At 63.5% G+C, this 17,565-nt stretch carries 15 protein-coding genes and 1 pseudogene; 4 read left to right on the plus strand and 12 right to left on the minus strand.

The features are described from left to right. Positions 1–335: 335 nt before the first annotated feature. Together deoC and G552_RS0110680 are read left to right on the plus strand one after the other, a co-directional pair. The gene (deoC, locus tag G552_RS0110675) at positions 336–1,313 is read left to right on the plus strand and encodes a deoxyribose-phosphate aldolase (RefSeq protein ID WP_036270680.1); all 978 of its coding nucleotides are present in this window, start codon (positions 336–338) and stop codon (positions 1,311–1,313) included. A gap of 11 nt (positions 1,314–1,324) precedes the next feature. Continuing rightward, complete coding sequence (locus G552_RS0110680) at positions 1,325–3,700, plus strand: aldehyde dehydrogenase family protein (protein ID WP_027883029.1); 2,376 nt, start codon at positions 1,325–1,327, stop codon at positions 3,698–3,700. On the opposite strand, the gene G552_RS0110685 is transcribed toward G552_RS0110680, so the two are convergent. From G552_RS0110685 to G552_RS0110700, 4 genes are all read right to left on the minus strand, one after another. Then, a complete protein-coding gene (locus G552_RS0110685; RefSeq protein WP_027883030.1) occupies positions 3,697–4,797 on the minus strand; it encodes a BMP family lipoprotein in 1,101 nt (366 codons plus the stop codon). The two genes, G552_RS0110680 and G552_RS0110685, sit on opposite strands and share 4 nt — an antisense overlap. Positions 4,798–4,869: 72 nt before the next feature. Beyond that, entirely contained in the window at positions 4,870–5,640 is a 771-nt protein-coding gene (locus G552_RS0110690; RefSeq protein ID WP_027883031.1) for a succinate dehydrogenase/fumarate reductase iron-sulfur subunit, read from the minus strand. 2 nt (positions 5,641–5,642) lie between these two features. Further along, positions 5,643–7,472: a fumarate reductase/succinate dehydrogenase flavoprotein subunit gene (locus tag G552_RS0110695; protein WP_027883032.1), complete on the minus strand. Its 1,830-nt coding sequence runs from the start codon at positions 7,470–7,472 to the stop codon at positions 5,643–5,645. A 9-nt stretch (positions 7,473–7,481) separates the two neighbouring features. Further along, a complete protein-coding gene (locus G552_RS0110700; RefSeq protein WP_027883033.1) occupies positions 7,482–8,234 on the minus strand; it encodes a hypothetical protein in 753 nt (250 codons plus the stop codon). A 264-nt stretch (positions 8,235–8,498) separates the two neighbouring features. On the opposite strand from G552_RS0110700, the gene speD reads away from it, so the two are divergent. Beyond that, a complete protein-coding gene (gene speD / locus G552_RS0110705; RefSeq protein WP_027883034.1) occupies positions 8,499–8,939 on the plus strand; it encodes an adenosylmethionine decarboxylase in 441 nt (146 codons plus the stop codon). Here speD and G552_RS0110710 read toward each other — a convergent pair. Next, the gene (locus G552_RS0110710; protein WP_027883035.1) at positions 8,936–9,739 is read right to left on the minus strand and encodes an IclR family transcriptional regulator; all 804 of its coding nucleotides are present in this window, start codon (positions 9,737–9,739) and stop codon (positions 8,936–8,938) included. The two genes, speD and G552_RS0110710, sit on opposite strands and share 4 nt — an antisense overlap. A 137-nt stretch (positions 9,740–9,876) precedes the next feature. On the opposite strand from G552_RS0110710, the gene aceB reads away from it, so the two are divergent. Then, entirely contained in the window at positions 9,877–11,451 is a 1,575-nt protein-coding gene (aceB, locus tag G552_RS0110715; RefSeq protein WP_027883036.1) for a malate synthase A, read from the plus strand. Positions 11,452–11,455: 4 nt separating this feature from the next. Here aceB and G552_RS0110720 read toward each other — a convergent pair whose 3' ends face one another. The 7 genes and pseudogenes from G552_RS0110720 to G552_RS15260 all read right to left on the minus strand — a co-directional run. Then, positions 11,456–12,121, minus strand: coding sequence for a S4 domain-containing protein (locus tag G552_RS0110720; RefSeq protein WP_027883037.1), 666 nt, complete (start codon positions 12,119–12,121; stop codon positions 11,456–11,458). Between the two features lie 8 nt (positions 12,122–12,129). After that, the gene (locus G552_RS0110725; protein ID WP_027883038.1) at positions 12,130–13,803 is read right to left on the minus strand and encodes an ABC transporter ATP-binding protein; all 1,674 of its coding nucleotides are present in this window, start codon (positions 13,801–13,803) and stop codon (positions 12,130–12,132) included. Then, positions 13,800–14,978 carry a glycosyltransferase family protein gene (locus G552_RS0110730; protein ID WP_027883039.1) on the minus strand — a complete coding sequence of 393 codons (1,179 nt, stop codon included), beginning with the start codon at positions 14,976–14,978 and terminating at the stop codon, positions 13,800–13,802. The genes G552_RS0110725 and G552_RS0110730 overlap by 4 nt, the downstream gene beginning before the upstream one ends. 3 nt (positions 14,979–14,981) lie before the next feature. Further along, a complete protein-coding gene (gene lpxA / locus G552_RS0110735; protein WP_027883040.1) occupies positions 14,982–15,761 on the minus strand; it encodes an acyl-ACP--UDP-N-acetylglucosamine O-acyltransferase in 780 nt (259 codons plus the stop codon). Further along, complete coding sequence (gene fabZ / locus G552_RS0110740; RefSeq protein ID WP_027883041.1) at positions 15,758–16,201, minus strand: 3-hydroxyacyl-ACP dehydratase FabZ; 444 nt, start codon at positions 16,199–16,201, stop codon at positions 15,758–15,760. The genes lpxA and fabZ overlap by 4 nt, the downstream gene beginning before the upstream one ends. A gap of 10 nt (positions 16,202–16,211) precedes the next feature. Further along, a complete protein-coding gene (locus G552_RS0110745) occupies positions 16,212–17,174 on the minus strand; it encodes a Gfo/Idh/MocA family protein (protein ID WP_027883042.1) in 963 nt (320 codons plus the stop codon). 102 nt (positions 17,175–17,276) lie between these two features. Next, positions 17,277–17,565: pseudogene (locus G552_RS15260) on the minus strand (integrase core domain-containing protein); the annotation flags it as partial.

A 17,565-nucleotide genomic window follows, 5' to 3' on the forward strand; every position in this document is an offset into this window, starting at 1 on the left:
GCAGACGTTCCTTGACCTCTGGGTCGCCTGCTTTGGCCTCGGCCAGCCTCTGTGCTTGTCTAGCGCCTTGCCATATCTCTCGGCCAACGGTGGTAAACTGCACCTGGGGAACCTCCTTTCTTGGTTGGTTCCCCTCTTTTTATCCCAGCTTAGAGTCTCACATGTGTCCGTCCAGGTTCAGCGGGCTACTCAAAGCCGTTGTTGCCGCTTGGGCATAAAGTGTGGTTTTGTCTGTGCGATGGCTTCCAGGGTCTGTCTCAAAGGAAGGCCGGGCTACTTAGCGTTGTTTGGCGCGTTGCCCTTCTGGGCTATAATCGGCTTTGCTCGAGGCCTTTATGGCAGCTACCCTTCCTTCTGCCTACCCCGTGGAACGCAACCCCGGCACCCCTTTCGACCTGCGCCTGGTCGAGGCGGTGCGGGTCAACCGCAGCGCGGTTGAACGCCGGGCTGCCACCTTGCCCACCCGCCGCACGGTCAAAAAGGAGTGGCAGGCAGCCTGGCTGCTGCACGCCATCCGCACCATTGACCTCACCACCCTCTCTGGTGACGACACCCCCGGCACGGTGCGCCGCCTGTGCGCTAAAGCCCGCCAGCCGGTACGGCCCGAGCTTTTGCAGGCCCTGGGGGTGGGCCAGCTGCGCCTGAGCGTGGGGGCAGTCTGCGTCTACCACGAGATGGTGCCCACCGCCCTCGAGGCCCTAGCGGGTAGCGGCATTCCAGTGGCTGCCGTTTCCACCGGTTTCCCCGCTGGTCTAACCCCCCACCGGCTCAAGCTACAAGAGATCGAGGCCTCAGTAGCCGCGGGAGCCCAGGAGATCGACATCGTGATCTCGCGCCGCCATGTGCTCACCGGCAACTGGAAGGCTTTGTACCAGGAGGTGCGCGATTTTCGCGAGGCCTGCGGGCCAGCCCATATGAAAAGCATCCTGGCCGTAGGGGAACTGGGCAGCCTTAAGAACGTGCTCAAAGCCAGCCTGGTTTGCATGCAGGCCGGCTCCGACTTCATCAAGACCTCCACGGGCAAGGAAGCGGTCAACGCTACCCTGCCCCACAGCCTGGTGATGGTGCGGGCTATCCGGGCCTACTATGAGGAGACGGGTTACAAGGTCGGCTTCAAACCGGCTGGGGGCATTCGCAGTGCCAAGCAGGCTTTGGACTGGCTCATCCTGATGAAGGAGGAGTTGGGCTTAGAGTGGATGCAGCCCCACCTCTTCCGCATTGGGGCTAGCGCACTTCTAAACGATATTGAACGGCAACTCGAGCACCTGGCCTATGGGCGCTACGCTTCTATGCAGTACCAGCCGTTGGGCTAAGGAGACCCCCAATGACCATTGCCGAACTTATGGAGACCCTACCCTATGGCCCTGCCCTCGAGGCCGCCCAACCCGCTTTAGACTGGCTAAAAGCCCATCAAAACCGCTTTGCCCTCTTCATTGGGGGGCGCTGGCAGCCGCCAGCGAGCCGGGAATGGTTTCCCACCCTCAACCCCGCCAATGGCCAGACCCTGGCCCAGGTGGCCCAGGCCGGCCCTGCTGACGTAGACAAAGCCGTACGAGCGGCCCGCAAGGCCCTGGCTGGCTGGCGCCAGACCCCTGGCCACCTCCGCGCGCGCTATCTATATGCCCTGGCCCGGCAAATTCAGAAGCACGCCCGGCTGTTTGCGGTGCTCGAGACCCTCGACAACGGCAAACCTATCCGCGAGACCCGCGACATCGACGTGCCCTTGGCAGTGCGCCACTTCTACTACCACGCGGGCTGGGCCCAGCTAATGGAGCGGGAGCTGGCCAGCTATGAGCCGGTAGGGGTGGTGGGGCAGATCATCCCCTGGAACTTTCCCCTGCTGATGCTGGCCTGGAAGATAGCCCCAGCCTTGGCCATGGGCAACACGGTGGTGCTCAAGCCCGCTGAGTGGACCCCCCTCACTGCTTTGCTTTTTGCTGAGCTTTGCGCTCAAGTGGGCCTGCCGCCCGGGGTGGTCAACATCCTCACCGGGGATGGCCGAACCGGGGCTGCCCTGGTGGCCCATCCAGGGGTGGACAAGATCGCTTTCACGGGCTCCACCGAGGTAGGCCGGCAGATTCGCCGGGTCACGGCGGGTAGTGGAAAAAAGCTCTCCTTGGAGCTGGGGGGCAAGTCGCCCTTCATCGTGTTCGAGGATGCCGATCTGGACAGCGCGGTGGAGGGGGTGGTGGATGCCATCTGGTTCAACCAGGGCCAGGTCTGTTGTGCGGGCTCGAGGTTGCTTTTGCAGGAGGGCATCGCCGAACGCATGGTGGCCAAGCTCAAAGCCCGCATGGAGAAACTGCGCCTAGGTAACCCGCTCGATAAGGCGGTGGACATGGGGGCCATCATCGGCCCGGTGCAGCTACAGAAGATCGAGCGGCTGGTACAGCAGGGGGTGGCCGAAGGGGCCGAGCTGTGGCAGCCAAGCTGGGCGGTGCCGCAGGAGGGCTGCTTCTATCCGCCTACCCTGCTTACCCGGGTGGCCCCGGCTTCCACCCTGGCCCAGGAGGAGATTTTTGGTCCGGTGCTGGCCACCCTCACCTTCCGTACCCCAGAAGAGGCCGTGCGGTTGGCCAACAACACCCGCTATGGTCTGGCTGCTTCCATCTGGAGTGAGGACATCAACCTCGCTCTGGACATTGCCACCCAGGTCAAGGCCGGGGTGGTTTGGATTAACAGCACCAACCTCTTCGACGCTGCGGCGGGTTTTGGCGGATATCGCGAGAGCGGCTTTGGTCGGGAGGGGGGTAAGGAGGGGTTGTGGGAGTACGTGAAGAAGAAAGGGCTGCGCCAGCCCACAACTTCCAAGGCTAAGCCGAAAAGAGCCAAACTAGAGGCCAGCCCAGCTTTGCGCAATTTTCCGCTTTCCCTGCCCCCCATCGACCGTACGGCCAAGCTCTTTATCGGTGGGCGCCAGGTACGGCCCGACAGCGGCTATAGCCGGGTGGTTTATGCCCCGGATGGACAGCGGTTGGGTGAGGTGGGCCTGGGGAACCGCAAGGACATCCGCAATGCGGTGGAAGCGGCCCGAGGGGCTTTTGAGCCTTGGCGCCAGACCCCGGCCTACCAGCGGGCCCAGATTCTGTACTACTTGGCCGAAAACCTCTCTGAACGAGCCGCCGAGTTTGCCTGGCGTATTCAGGCCCAGACCGGGCAGGATGGCCAGGCCGAGGTGGAGGCAGCCCTCGAGGCCCTTTTCGCTGCGGCGGCCTGGGCCGACAAGTACGAAGGAGTGGCGCATCCCACGCCTTTGCGCAACGTTACCCTGGCGTTGCCGGAGCCTATTGGGGTGATGGGCCTGCTTTGTCCCGATGACCAGCCCCTTTTAGCCTTGGCCCGGCTGGCTGGCTTGGCCTTGGCTTTGGGCAATACCTTGGTGGTGGTGCCCTCTTTCCAGGCCCCCCTTACGGCCACCGATTTCTATCAGGTGTTGGAGACCTCCGATGTGCCCGCGGGGACCTTCAATATCGTGACGGGGGTGCGCGACGAGCTGGCCCAGACCCTGGCCGAACACGATGATGTAGATGCGATCTGGTATGCTGGGCCACGGGAGGGCTGGGCCCTGGTGGAGCGGGCCAGTGCGGGCAATTTGAAGCGCACCTGGACCCTTCCCGCCCATGGGCCTCTGCCCGATGCCGACGAAATTCTGCGCCAAGCTACCCAGATCAAAAACATCTGGGTGCCCTACGGAGCCTAGCGCCGATCTGGCACCCTAATCCGCCCAGCGATGATGGCTTGGCGGATGGCGGCCACCTCGCGGCGCAGGCTCTCGGGCAAAAGGGCCTGGTTGTAGGCATCTAGGGCATACCCCAGGCCATTTTCCTTTAGCCCCAGGCTTATCAGGCCGCCTTGGAAGGTGTTGCGGGCTACCGACTCCACCGCCCGCTGAGCGGCCACGTCCACCCGCTTGAGCATGCAGGTCAGGGCGTGGTTGAGGGTGGCGGGGTTGTTGTCGGTGTCGCCCAAAAAGTTCAGGTTTCCATCCCCACCGATAAAGAACATGGGGCGGGTCTCGCCGGCGCATTCCCGGGTGTAGGCGTCGTACTTGGGCACCTGGGCAAAGGGGTCGCTGCGGAAGCGGACCCCGCGTGGCAGCTCACTGGCCCGCAGGCAACGCACCTGTTTGACGTAATCGAAGACCCCCAGCCCCGAGGCCCCGGCGGCAGCGTAGATGATATCGGCCCCTTGGGAGCGCTGGAAGGCCGCAATCTCCTTGGCTTTGGCCGGGTCAGAGAAGGCCGCCGGGGTGTTGCCCACGTAGTTCACAATGACCCGGCAGCTCGGGCAGGCCCGCCGTACCCCTTCGCGGTAGCCTACCTCGAATTTGTGAATCAAGGGTATATCCATCCCGCCCACGAAGCCCACCACCCCGGTCTGGCTTAGGCGCCCGGCGATGTAGCCCACCAGGTAGGTGCCTTCGTTCTCACGAAAGACATACGAGGCCACGTTGGGCGCCTCGGTGGCGGTGTCGATCAGGGCGAAGCGCTGCTCGCGGAACTCGCGGGCTGCGGCGGCAATACCCGGCTCGGTGGCAAAGCCCAGCCCAATGATCAGGTCGAAGCGCTCGCTGGCAAAGCGCCGCACTGCAGAGGGAATCTGGGAAGGGTCGGTGGGTTCAAAGTCGAAAAGGCGCCCCCCGAACTGCTGCACTGTGCGCGAAGCCCCACCATAGGCCACCCCGTTGAAGGTGGGGTCGGTTTTCGCGCCCTCGCTAAAAACTATGGCCACATTGCCCAGGGGCTGGGCCCAGGCCAGCCCCAAGCCAAATAGCAGCACGCCCAAGCGCTTTTTCATGGCGGAACAATAGCACAGAGCAAGCCGTGCCGCAAGAACAAGCCCCCTTGAGACCTCGAGGGGGCTTGGGTATCAGTCGTCCGCTGCCGACCCGGCTGCCTCAAGGCGTTTCTTGCTGCCGAACAGCCGGCGGAAGAAGCTCAGGATCGGATCGTAATACTCGTCCACCACCCGCTCCTTGAGCGGGATAATGGCGTTGTCGGTGATGTGGATGTGCTCGGGGCAGACCTCGGTGCAGCACTTGGTGATGTTGCAGTAACCGATGCCCCCCTCGTTTTTGAGCATCTCCAGGCGGTTTTCCACGTCCAGAGGATGCATCTCCAGACTGGCTGTGCGCACCAACAGGCGTGGGCCAATGAAGCCGGTTTTTTCCTCATGCTCGCGCAGCACGTGGCAGACGTTCTGGCACAGGAAGCACTCGATGCACTTGCGGAACTCCTGTACCCGATCCACGTCTTCTTGCATCATGATCCAGTCGGTGTTGGGGGCCGGGGTGAAGGGTTTGATCTTCTTGTTGGCTTCGTAGTTCCACTTCACATCGGTGGCCAGATCGCGGATCACCGGGAAGGTCTTCATGGGCCGCACCACCACCGGTTTGCTGGTGTCGATGGTATCCAGCCGGGTCATGCACATCAGAGTAGGCTTGCCGTTGACCTCGGCCCCGCACGAGCCGCACTTGCCCGCCTTGCAGTTCCAGCGGCAGGCTAGGTCGGGGGCCTGCTCGGCCTGAATCTGGTGGATAGCGTCCAGCACCACCATGCCTTCTTCCACCTGTACGGTGTAGTCTTTGAGCTCGCCCCCGTTTTTGTCGCCGCGAAAGACTCTAAAGGTTACGCTTGGCATCTTCAGGCTCCTACCTTCTCGCTCAATTCCTTGAGGTCTTTGGCCTCGGCAATCTTACGCAGCTCCTCCGGCATCTCCGGTAGAGGTTCTGCCACCACCGTCAGGCTGCCGTCCGAGGCGCGCCGGATCACATGGTTGATTCGTGCAAAGTTGGGGTCGGGGTCGGGGTAGTCCAATCGGGCATGGCCGCCCCGGCTTTCCTTGCGGGCTAAAGCAGCCAGTACCACGGCCTCGGCAATCTCCACCATCAGCCGAATATCTAAGGCCGTATGCCAGCCGGGGTTGTAGGCCCGTCCTCCGCTGACACTGGTGTTCCAGGCGCGTTTTTTGAGGCTGGCCAGAATCTCGAGCTGGGCCTTGAGCTCGCTTTCCTCCCGCATGATGCCAGCATTTTTCTGCATGCTGCTGCGCAGCTCTTTCATCAGGGCAAAGGGGTTTTCGCCCTGAGGGTTGTGGAAGGGGGCCAGGGCCTCGGCAATGTAGGCCCGCACCTGGGCTTCATCAATCTGGAAGGAACCGGTCTGCTGGGCGGCATACTCAGCTGCGGCAGCCCCGGCCCGATTGCCGAAGACGATCAGGTCGGAAAGCGAGTTGCCTCCTAAGCGGTTGGCCCCGTGCAGGCCGCCCGCTACCTCACCGGCAGCGTAGAGCCCCGGTACGTTGGTGGCCTGGGTGTCGGGGTCAACCCGCACCCCACCCATCACGTAGTGGCAGGTGGGGCCGACCTCCATGGGCTCTTTGGTGATGTCCAGATTGCCCAACTTCATGAACTGGTGGTACATGCTGGGGAGTTTCTTTTTGATGTAGTCGGCTGGGCGGCGGCTGGCGATGTCCAGGAAAACCCCCCCGTGTGGACTACCCCGCCCTTCGGCTACCTCGCGCCGGATGGCCCGGGCGACCACGTCGCGGGTTAGCAACTCCGGTGGGCGACGGGCGTTGCGGTCCCCCTTCAACCAGCGCTCGGCCTCCTCCTCACTCTCGGCGAACTCGCCCCGGTAACGCTCGGGCACGTTATCGAACATGAAGCGCTTGCCCTGGTTGTTCAAGAGCACCCCACCTTCGCCACGCACCCCCTCGGTCACCAGGATGCCCATCACGCTGGGCGGCCAGACCATGCCGGTGGGGTGGAACTGGATGAATTCCATGTCGATTAGGTCGGCCCCTACCAGGCTGGCCAGGGCGAAGCCGTCCCCGGTGCACTCCCAGGAGTTAGAGGTGATCTGGTAGATGCGGCCCAGGCCCCCGGTGGCCAGCACCACCGCCTTAGTCCGGAAGACCAGGAACTCCCCCGTTTGGCGGTTAAAGCCCAGGGCCCCCACTACCCGGCCCGCGTCGGTCAGCAGGCGGTAGATGGTGGTCTCCATGTGAGCGTGGATGCCCAGCTTGACCGCGTGATCCTGCAGGGTGCGGATAAGCTCGAGGCCGGTGCGGTCGCCTACGTGGGCCAGGCGGGGGTAGGAGTGGCCACCGAAGTTGCGCTGGTTGATGCGCCCGTCTGGGGTGCGGTCGAAGACCGCGCCCCAGCGCTCGAGCTCCCGCACCCGCTCGGGGGCCTCCTTGGTGTAGTTCATCACCATCTTCCAGTTGTTGAGCATCCCCCCACCCTTGAGGGTGTCGCGGAAGTGCACCTTCCAGTTGTCCTCCGGGCGGACGTTGCCCAAGGCGGCGGCCATACCCCCCTCGGCCATCACGGTGTGGGCCTTACCCAGGAGGCTTTTGGTGACCACCCCTACTTTGGCTCCCTTCTCAATGGCCGCAATGGCTGCCCGCAGGCCTGCCCCGCCTGCACCGATTACCAAAACATCGTAGTCATGGGTTGTGTAAGACTCCATAGGCAACTCCTAAAAAAGGCGGATATCGGTGATGGTTCCCATCGAGCAAAGGCGGATATAGACATCGGTAAACCACACCGAAAGCATGCTGGTGACCCCCCAGAAGCCGTGGCTCTCATTGATGCGGCTGATGCGCTGCCACAGGTTGTAGCGGGTTTTGTGCTTGGACATGCAGTTCAAGCAGCCCCCGGCCAGGTGGCGCCAGGCGTGGCAGGAGAAGGTGTAGTAGGAGAGCAGGATCACGTTACCCAGCATGATCAGGCTGCCTACGCCCACGCCGAAGCCATCCTCGAAAAAGAAGGCCCGGATGGCGTCGTACCACAAGAAGGCCACTACCGGCACCGAGAGGTACCAGAAGTAACGGTGCAGGTTGTTGAGCACAAAGGGGAAGGCACGTTCGCCGCTGTAGGCCTTACGTAGCTCAGGCACCGCGCAGGCGGGGGGGTCCCAGAAGAAGGCCCGGTAGTAGGCCTTGCGATAGTAGTAGCAGGTAGCCCGGAAGCCCAAAGGAATCCACAGCACCAAGAAGGCCGGGGAGATGGCCAGCCAGTCCAGGTCTTTGGCATGCACGCCGGGCAAGGGTATGGAGTAGAAGGGAGATAGGTAGGGCCCATACTCGAAGTGCTGTCGGTTCCAGGCCACCCAGAAGGCGTAGATGCCGAACAGGCCCAGGATCAGCACCGTGAAGAGAGGCTCGATCCACCAAGCATCCTGCCGAACGGTGGTGTGTTTTTCTGTACCGGTCACGGGTTTCGTGCTCATGTCTCCTAAACTATACCCCTCGAGGCCGGTTTGTGTGTATTCCACTTAACTGCTCTGCTGGGGAAAGGTCTCGGTGTAATTAATAACACCCATTCCAAACTAAGCCCGGCCTACCGGCTTTTATCTCGCCCAGAAGGCATAAATCTTGGGCCATTGACACCCACCCCCCCGGGCCCCATAATGATGGGCTGTCCAAGACGCCCCCTGGGTGGCCGTCTGGCAGGAGCTGCGGTCTAAGGGCCGCAAGCTTTTGGAGGAACGAGGTTGGAACTGTTCGGTTTTGGCCCGCACCTGATGATAGATGGCTACCAGGCAAACGCAGAGAAACTGGCCGATTTCGAGCTGGTTCGGCAGGTTCTGGATGAGCTGCCCGAGGAGATGGAGATGACCAAGGTGCTCCCGCCTATCGTGCAGCGCTACGAGGCCCGCCCTGGCTATACCGAGGGGGTAACCGGGGTGGTGTTGATTGCGGAGAGCCATATTGCCATCCACACCTTCCCGGCCAAGCGCTTTATCAGCGTGGACATCTTCTCCTGCAAGGAATTCGACCTGGGCAAAGCCCTTAGGAGCGTAGTAGAGCGCTTCGAAATTGGCCGCTACGAGACCTACCTGATCAACCGAGGCAAAGAGTACCCCAAGAACCTCGAGCTGGCCCGGCAGATTGTGATGGGTGAGCGGGAGTACTTGGAAGCCCGCATTGGCTAGGGCAGGGCATTCCAGCCCAGCCGGCTCGAGACCGCGTCGGCGGCCTGCCGTACCCGGGCTCCCAGGGCCTCCAGGCGCTCATCGGGTACCCGGCTGGCTGGAGCCGAGAGCGACATCGAGGCCACCACCTTGCCCCGGTTATCGTGTATGGGGGCGGCAATGCAGCGCACGCCATCTTCCCGTTCCTCGTCATCGACGACAAAGCGGCGCTGACGGGCCTGGCGTAGGGTTTCGAGGAAGCCCTCCAGGGTGGTGATGGTCTTGGCGGTGTAGGGTTTGAAGGGCCCTGCGCCCACAATCCGGCGAACCTCGGCGTCGCTGTGCTCCAGCATTAGGGCCTTGCCCACCCCGGTGCAGTAGATGGGGGCCCGGGCGCCGATACGGGTAAACATGCGGATGAGCTGGCGTCCCTCCACCTGGGCAATATAGACCACCTCGTTTCCATCCAGCACGGCTAAGTTGACGGTCTCGTTTAGCTCGTCCACCAGCTTTTCCATCTCCGGCATGGCCGCATCGATCAGGCCCCCCCGGGTTAGGAAGGCCGAGCCGACCTGATAGGCCCGTAGGCCCACCTTCCACAGGCCCCTGGCCTCGTCCCAGTCGACAAAGCCCCGCCGGCGCAGGGTTTCCAAAAGCCGGTAGGCCGTGCTGGGGGAGAGCTCGGTTCTGCGGGCTAGCTCGGAAAGGGAAAGGGTTTCAGCCTCAGAGAGAACCTCCAGCAGGTGCAGACCCCGTTCCAGGGTGCGCACCTCGCTCACCGCGGCGGAGCGGCTGCGCCCCGGGCGTCGCTTGCCTTCCATGATTCCCAGGCTAACCCAGCTCGGGGTATTTTTCAACTGATGCAAAAAAATCTCATGGGTTGACAAAAGCCCTAGACACCGGCTAGGCTTGGGCCTAATCTGGGCGCTTTAATCCAGCCCCAAGGTAGGTGAAGCCCATGTCCGAGATGCCTTCCGGTGTACAGATTGTCGGCCCTGAGCTGCCTGCTTCTTCCAGTGTGCTGACCCCCGAGGCCTTGGCCTTCCTGGCCGGGCTGCAGCGGGAGTTCAACCCGGTGCGCAAGGCGCTATTGCAACGTCGCGCCGAGGTAGCCCGACGGATTGCCGCTGGGGAGAAGCCTGGTTTTCTGCCCCATACCCGCTTCGTGCGGGAGGGCGACTGGCGGGTGGCCCCCGCCCCACCCGACCTCGAGGATCGGCGGGTAGAGATCACCGGGCCAACCGACCGCAAGATGATGATCAACGCGCTCAACTCCGGGGCCAAGGTCTTCATGGCCGACTGTGAGGATTCCCTCTCGCCCACCTGGGAAAATGTGGTGCAGGGGCAGCAGAACCTGATGGATGCGGTGCGCCGCACTATCGCCCTCAGTACCCCGGAAAAGGAGTACCGCCTCAATGAAACCATCGCCACCCTTCTGGTGCGCCCGCGCGGCTGGCACCTGGAGGAACGGCATGTCCTGGTGGATGGCGAGCCTATCTCGGCCAGCCTCTTCGACTTCGGCCTGTACTTCTTTCACAATGCCCACGAGCTTTTGCGGCGCGGCAGTGGCCCCTACTTTTACCTGCCCAAGCTGGAAAACCACCTCGAGGCCCGTTTGTGGAACGATGTCTTCAGGTTCGCTCAGGGCTACATGGGGATTCCCCAGGGCACCATCCGGGCCACGGTGCTCATCGAGACCATTCTGGCGGCCTTCGAGATGGAGGAGATTCTCTACGAGCTGCGCGAACACGCCGCAGGCCTCAACGCCGGGCGCTGGGACTATATCTTCAGCTGCATCAAAAAATTTGCGACCCACGAGGTGCTTTTCCCCGACCGTGCGCAGGTCACCATGACCGTGCCCTTTATGCGGGCCTATACCGAGCTTTTGGTGCGCACCTGCCATAAGCGGGGGGCCCATGCCATCGGGGGGATGTCGGCCTTTATTCCCAGCCGTAAAGACCCCGAGGTGAACGCCCGGGCTATCGAGCAGGTCACTAAGGACAAGGAACGGGAGGCCGGCGATGGCTTCGACGGCACCTGGGTGGCCCACCCCGACCTGGTGCCGGTGGCCATGGCGGTTTTTGACCGGGTGCTGGGGCCAAAGCCTAATCAGAAAGACCGCCTGCGCGAGGACGTGGAAGGGAAGATTGGGGCCGAAGACCTACTGGACTTCCATGTGCCCGGGGGCAAGATTACCGAGGCCGGGGTGCGCAACAACATCAGCGTGGCCCTGCAGTACCTGGCCGCCTGGCTGGGTGGGAGTGGGGCGGTGGCCATTTTCAACCTGATGGAAGACGCGGCTACGGCGGAGATTTCCCGCTCGCAGCTTTGGCAGTGGCTCAAGAAGGAGGCCCGACTGGAGGATGGCCGCCCCTTCACCCTGGGGCTCTACCAGGCCATAAAACAAGAAGAGAGGGCCAAGCTAGCGGGCCTTAACAACCTGGAAGCGGCTGCCGAGCTTTTGGATGAGCTGGTGCTCCAGCCTGAGTTCAAGGAGTTTTTGACCCTGAGCGCCTACCCGCGGCTAGACTGAGGTGCTACGGGCGCTGAACCTCGAGCTCGAGCTTCAGGTTGCCTCGCTTGGTCTGGCCCAGCACCCGGCGCACCACCAGACTGCCCAAGCCTTCGGCCAGCAGGCTGTCGCCTTCGGCCACCTCGTCCTTGGCGGAGGCCACCCGGCCTCCTAGCCGCACTTTTCCCGCTCTGACTCCCTGGGCAAAGTAGTTGCGGGAGACCCCGAATCCTCGAGCCCCCACCACATCCACCCGCAGACTGGGCACCACCACGCTGCGGGTCCGCTCGTGGGCTTTGGGCCGCTGCTCGGGGCTGGCTTCCTGGACTGGCCAGCCGGCTTCCTGTAGGGTTTTGAGCCCTTTGGGCAGGGTGACCAGCAAAAATCCCCCGCTGGTTTCCTCCAGCTCGCCCAGCAACCCTGGTTCCAAAAAGGCCCGAAGCCGTTCCTCCAGGGCCTCGAGGTCGTCCTCCCCGGGCAGGAAGACCAGCCGGGTGGGGTCGGCCACGCTGGGGATGTGTGGAGGAAACAGCACCGCCACCTGGCGCGAGGCCAGGGGTAGGCCACCAAAGCTTTGGAAGGACAGGCCTTCCTGCCGGGCTCGCTGGCGCAGGGCCTCGAGTTCCTCGGCCTCCAAGAAGGAGGTCTGCACCACCCGTCCCCCTCGAGCTTTTTTCAGATACGCCTCCATCTCACGCCTCAGGGCCGCCACAGGCCGGCATAGCTTCCCCCTGCCGCCATAAGCGTGGCGTGGTTGCCGGTCTCCACAATGCGGCCTTTTTCCATAACCACAATTGTATCGGCCTGTCGCACGGTGGAAAGGCGGTGCGCCACCACTACCAGGGTACGCCCAGGCCGGATAGCCTCCAAAGCGGCCACCACCTGTTCCTCGCTGCTTTTGTCTAGGGCGCTGGTCACTTCGTCGAGGAGGAGGATTTTAGCCTCCCGCAGCAGAGCCGCGGCAATGGCCAGGCGCTGCCGCTGCCCTACCGAAAGCCCGCTGCCCTGGTCTTCCAGAGGGGTTTCCAGGTCCACCTCGGGGTACAGGCCCACGGTGGCCAAGGCTTCTCGCATGGCCTGAGGGTGGGCCTGGGGAGCCAAGGCCGCCAGGTTTTCCCCCACTGTGCCGGCAAACAAAAGGGGCTCCTGGGGCACCCAGGCTACCTTGGCCCGCAGCCAGGCCGCCTCGTAGATCTCCAGGTTGCGTCCGTCTAGCAGAACCTGCCCGCTGCTGGGCCGGTACAGCCCCAACAAAAGGCGCAGCAGGGTGCTCTTGCCCGACCCTGAAGGCCCCACGATGGCCGTAAAGGAGCCTGGAGCGATGCGTAGATTGAGGTTGTGCAAAACCACCTCGCGGCCCGGGTAGGCGAAGCTAAGGTTGCAAAGCTCGAGGCTTCCCTCCAAGCTAGCCGGGCGCAGATGCCCCAAGGGAGGTGCTTTGGGTAGCCGGAGGAGCTCTGCCAGCCGGGCCGCGGCCCCTTCGGCCTGGGCGAACCCTGCCCCCACCCGGCCCAACACCTGTAGGGGGGTGATGGCCAGGCCCAGCAGGGTGAGAAAAGCCGTCAGGTCGCCTGGGGTCATTGCTGCGCGCTGTACCGCTCCTACCCCCAGCACCAGCAGTAGGCCCAAGAGCAAGGTGGTGGCGAGCTGGCCCAGGGGTAGGTGCAATGCGGCGATAAGGGCCCGGGTGCGGCCTAGACGGTAGTGGGTCTGGTTGCTCTGGCGAAAGCGGGCCTGGGCGAAGGCCTCGAGGTTCAAGGCCCGGATTAGCTCCAGGCGGGCAAACCCCTCGCTCATGCGGGCAGCCAGTCGCTCCACCGCGGCCTGAGTGCGGCGGCTGTAGTGGGTGACCCAGGCCCCAATCCAGCCCAAGAGCAGGGCCATAAGGGGCAGGAGCAGCAAGAGGTACAGGGTGAGCTGGGTGTAGTGCAGCAGAAGCTGGCCCAGCAGGGCTAAAAGCAATGTTCCCTGGGCCAGAAGACCCCCCAGGTTGTAGAACAAAAACCCTTCCAGCTCTTTGAGGTCGGCCACCAGCCTTGCGGAAAGCCCTCCGGCGGAGGGGGGTAGGGCTTGCAGGTCGGTTTGCAGCAGGTGATCGAAGATTCGCTCGCGCCAGCGGGCGGGTACCTTGACCGAAAGGTAGCCCATGAAGGCCTCCAGGGCATAGCCGCTCAACACCAAGAGCAGCAGCAAACCCGCTCCCACTCCCAGCACCGGGCCCAGGCGTTCCCACTTTCCCGCCAAGACCTCGTCGAAGAGGGGCTTGACCACCCAGCCTGGAAGCCAGGCCTGGGCCAAAGCGGGCAGCAAGGCCAGGCCAGCAGCCAGCAGGATGTGCGGCCCGTAGGGGCGTAGCAAGAAGAGGAGGTTCATGAAGAGCGCTCCAGGATATACTCCACCAATCGGTCAGCTCCAGGCTGGGCCTCGAGGCGGCTCAGCCGGGCCCGTACCGCCTGGGCCCGTTCGACCTCGAGCAGGGCCAGGGCCTGGGCCGCCACCTCGGTGGGGCTGAAGACCCCCCGTAGCTCGGGAAAAACCTCTTCGCCCAGCCACTGGTTGGGCAGAGCCAGGGGGGGCATGCGCGGTACCAACCGACGGATAAAGGCCCGCTTGAGCGGCCTGCCTCCCGGCAACAGGAAGAGCCAGTGTAGCCAGCCTTCCAGAGGTAGAAGCTCGGGTTTGTGCAGCGGCAACAGCACCAAGGCCGGTAGCCGGGCCAGGGCCAGCTCGAGGGTGTTGGTACCGGGAATGGTCAGGGCCAGGCGGGCTTTACGCATGGCCGCGTAGCGCATCGGTTCGTCCAGCACAGCTACCTCGAGGCCGCCCTCGGTGCGCAAGGCTGCCCCTTCCCAGCGGGCCCCCACCCCTCCCACATGGCGGGCTTTTTCCCCCCTCAGGGCCTCCTCTACCACCCGCTCGGGCAGCAGGCGGCTTTTGAGCCAGGCAAAGCGCAGCCCCGGCTGCTGAGCCGCCATTTTTTCCGCTGCGGCCAGCATAAAGCCCAGTAGGTAGCGAGCAGCAAAGGGGCGGCTACCCGCCAGAAGCAACACGTCCACCTCTGGGCAGGCCTGGGTAGCGGCCTCCTGCATGGCATCCACCACCAGGTTTCCCACCACCACCACCCGATGGGGGTCGGCCCCGCGGGCCAGCAGGCCGGCCCGGGTGCGTTCGGCATCCACCAGTACGGCCTGGAGGCCGGGGTGGTAGGTCTTTGGGTCGAAGGTATAGGCATAGGCGGGATACCCGGTAGCCCGGCTCAGCCACACGGCGTCGCGGGGGGCTCCCCCCAGCAGCAGCACCCGGCCCGGCCCCCGGTGGCGCCGCTGGCCTTCCGCCAGCCGCCAGAGCAGGCCAGCCCGACCCTCTATGGCGTCGAGCTCGAGCGCCCTGGCCTTGGCCTGCTCGGTGCCAGCGGCGAACTGGTCGCGGATCAGGTACAGCTCGATGCGGCTCTGCGGCAGCTGGCGGCGCAGGCGAGAGAGCACCGGGGGCACCCAGGTGGAAAGCTCGCCTGGCCCGTTGGTGAGCAAGAGCACTTCTTCAAGCATGGGTTACTCTGCGCGCTCAACCTGTACGAAACCTGAGAGGTGGCGCTTGGAGGGGGCCGCCAGAAAGGCTTTTAGGGCTTTTATCTCCTCGGTTTCGGGTAGGTTTTCAAGGCTATGCCCCTGGCGCAGGGCGCGGAAGGCCTGCTCGAGCGCTCGGTAGCGCTCCCCGGCGATGCCCGCCCGACGCAAACCCACGGTGTTGAGCCGATAATGCCGGGCCGGACTGCCCTCCACCAAGGAAAAGGGCAGAACATCCCGGGTAACCTTGGCCAGAGCCCCTACCATGGCCCGGGTGCCGATGCGGACGAACTGGTGGATGCCGGCCAGGCCCCCCACCACCGCATGGTCGCCGATCTCCACGTGACCGGCCACGCCCACGCTCTGGGTCAGAACCACCCCGCAGCCCACCTGGGCATCGTGGCCCACGTGGACATAGCCCATCAGGTAGCAGTCGCTGCCGATGCGGGTGGGCCGGTCTTCCCGGGTAGAGCGGTGCAGTACCACGCCCTCGCGCAGCACCGTGCGGGGGCCTACCTCGAGCCAGGTCTCCTGCCCCTGGTAGCTGAGGTCCTGCGGGGCCCCGCCCAAAACCGCGTGTGGCCCCACCCGCACACCGGCCCCCAACCGCACGAAGGGATGAATTACTGCATGGGGGCCAATCTCCACCCCAGGCCCAATCTCACAAGGGCCCTCCACCACAGCATAGGGCCCGATCTGCACGTCAGAGGCTAGCTGGGCCTTGGGCGAGACCACCGCGGTAGGGTGGATGGCCAGTCCGCTCACGAGACCGCACCCCCGGTATCCGTGCGCAAGACGAAGCTTAGGGTGGCCTCGGCCCGTAGCTCCCCTTCCACCCGGGCTTCCACCCGCACCTTGCCCAGCCCTCGCCGGTAGAGCAGCAGTTCGCCTTCCAGAATCAGGGTATCGCCAGGAACCACCGGTTTTTTGAAGCGGGCTTCCTCCACCCCTACCAAAAAGACCAGTCCCCCGGGCTTGAATTCGGGTTGCTGGGCTACCACCGCTACCGCCCCCTGGGCCATGGCTTCCAGCAGCAGTACCCCTGGCATGATGGGGTAGCCGGGAAAATGACCTTGGAAATGGGGCTCGTTAAAGGTTACGTTCTTCAGGGCGCGAAAGCGCTTGGCGTCGGCCTCGAGCACCCGGTCGATCAGCAAAAAAGGGTAGCGGTGCGGCAGAAACTGGAGAATCTGGTAGATGTCCACGGCTTAAATACTACCGGGCCATCACCGGTTGCAGGGCATGGGAGAGTTCCAAAGCCAGCTCGAGGGCCAAGAGGTCGTCCTCGAGGGTAACTAAGGAGGGTTCCCCCCTTAGGATGCGATCGACGAAATGCTTGAGCTGACGGCGCAGTGGGTTGTCGTTGTGGATGGCGATACGCTCGGTCTGTACCTGGGTGCGCCCGTTAGGTTCAACCCGGTCGGGGTCGGGGGGTACGGGGGGCGAGCGGTGTAGGGAAAGCTCAGTGTACTCGCTGTTAAAATCCAGCCGTAAAACCTCGCCCGGTTGGGTGATGGTCAGGGAGCGCTCCGCCTGGGGAGAGATACGGCTGGCGGTGAACAACGCCCGGGCTCCCGAGGGAAAGTCCACCACCGCCTGGGCGTACTCATCCAACCCTTCTATCTGCTGACCCACCACGCTGTAGCGTAGGGGTTTTTCCCGCAGCAAAAGCAGCACCAGATCCAAATCGTGGATCATTAGGTCGAGTACCACACCGATATCGCGAATGCGCCGGTTGTTGCCCAAGCGACGGGCCTCCAGTACCCAAGGGTTTTTGACCAGTTTCATCAGGTCACCCACGGCCCGGTAGAACCGCACGATGTGGCCCACCTGCAGCACCACCCCCCGTCGCTCCGCTAGGCGCACCAGCTCCTGGGCTTCCTGCAGGGTGCGGGTCATGGGCTTTTCGATGAGCACGTGCACCCCGGCCTCCAGAAACATACGGGCCTGTTCAAAGTGGCAAGAGGTCGGTGAGGCGATGGAAACCGCCTGCACCTTGCCCAGTAGTTCCTCGGGATTGGAATAGGCCGACACCTCCAAATCCTGTTCGATGGCCGCTTGGCGGAAAGGGTCGGGGTCGGCTACGCCTACTAAGCGAACCCCAGGCAGACCGGCATACACTTGGGCGTGATACGTGCCCATCACGCCCACGCCTACAACGCCCACTTTTAGCTCCATAGAATCCTCGCGCTACGATGCAAAACCCTACGTCCTGAGCAGGATGATACAACGCAGCTCTATATAGCGGCCAGCCTTTGTAATCGGTCAACACATGTGAGACTGGGGAACCGACTCCTCCTGCATCTTAGCTAAATACTCCAAGGGAGCAAGACCCCCCAGGGCCATGTGAGGCCTTCGGCGGTTGTAGTGGTCCAGGTAGGCATCCAGCTCTGCCTGTAGCTCGCTGAGCCGGGGGGGCAGAGGCCGGGTATAGAGCTCCTCCCTAAAGGTCCGTTGCACCCGCTCCACGTGACCATTGAGTTTAGGACTCCTCGGCGGCAGCACAAACAAGGCAATCCCCAGAGCACAGCAGGCCTCCTCAAACTCGGCCATGAACTCGCTGCCCCCA

Source organism: Meiothermus rufus DSM 22234, assembly GCF_000423425.1.
Classification (GTDB): Bacteria; Deinococcota; Deinococci; order Deinococcales; family Thermaceae; genus Meiothermus; species Meiothermus rufus.

Coding starts and splice junctions, on each gene's coding strand:
- G552_RS0110710 (WP_027883035.1), bottom strand. CDS start 9,739: ATGGAAGGCAAGCGACGCCCGGGGCGCAGCCGCTCCGCCGCGGTGAGC.
- G552_RS0110690 (WP_027883031.1), bottom strand. CDS start 5,640: ATGCCAAGCGTAACCTTTAGAGTCTTTCGCGGCGACAAAAACGGGGGC.
- aceB (WP_027883036.1), top strand. CDS start 9,877: ATGTCCGAGATGCCTTCCGGTGTACAGATTGTCGGCCCTGAGCTGCCT.
- deoC (WP_036270680.1), top strand. CDS start 336: ATGGCAGCTACCCTTCCTTCTGCCTACCCCGTGGAACGCAACCCCGGC.
- G552_RS0110685 (WP_027883030.1), bottom strand. CDS start 4,797: ATGAAAAAGCGCTTGGGCGTGCTGCTATTTGGCTTGGGGCTGGCCTGG.
- G552_RS0110695 (WP_027883032.1), bottom strand. CDS start 7,472: ATGGAGTCTTACACAACCCATGACTACGATGTTTTGGTAATCGGTGCA.
- G552_RS0110720 (WP_027883037.1), bottom strand. CDS start 12,121: ATGGAGGCGTATCTGAAAAAAGCTCGAGGGGGACGGGTGGTGCAGACC.
- G552_RS0110725 (WP_027883038.1), bottom strand. CDS start 13,803: ATGAACCTCCTCTTCTTGCTACGCCCCTACGGGCCGCACATCCTGCTG.
- G552_RS0110745 (WP_027883042.1), bottom strand. CDS start 17,174: ATGGAGCTAAAAGTGGGCGTTGTAGGCGTGGGCGTGATGGGCACGTAT.
- G552_RS0110680 (WP_027883029.1), top strand. CDS start 1,325: ATGACCATTGCCGAACTTATGGAGACCCTACCCTATGGCCCTGCCCTC.
- G552_RS0110730 (WP_027883039.1), bottom strand. CDS start 14,978: ATGCTTGAAGAAGTGCTCTTGCTCACCAACGGGCCAGGCGAGCTTTCC.
- G552_RS0110700 (WP_027883033.1), bottom strand. CDS start 8,234: ATGAGCACGAAACCCGTGACCGGTACAGAAAAACACACCACCGTTCGG.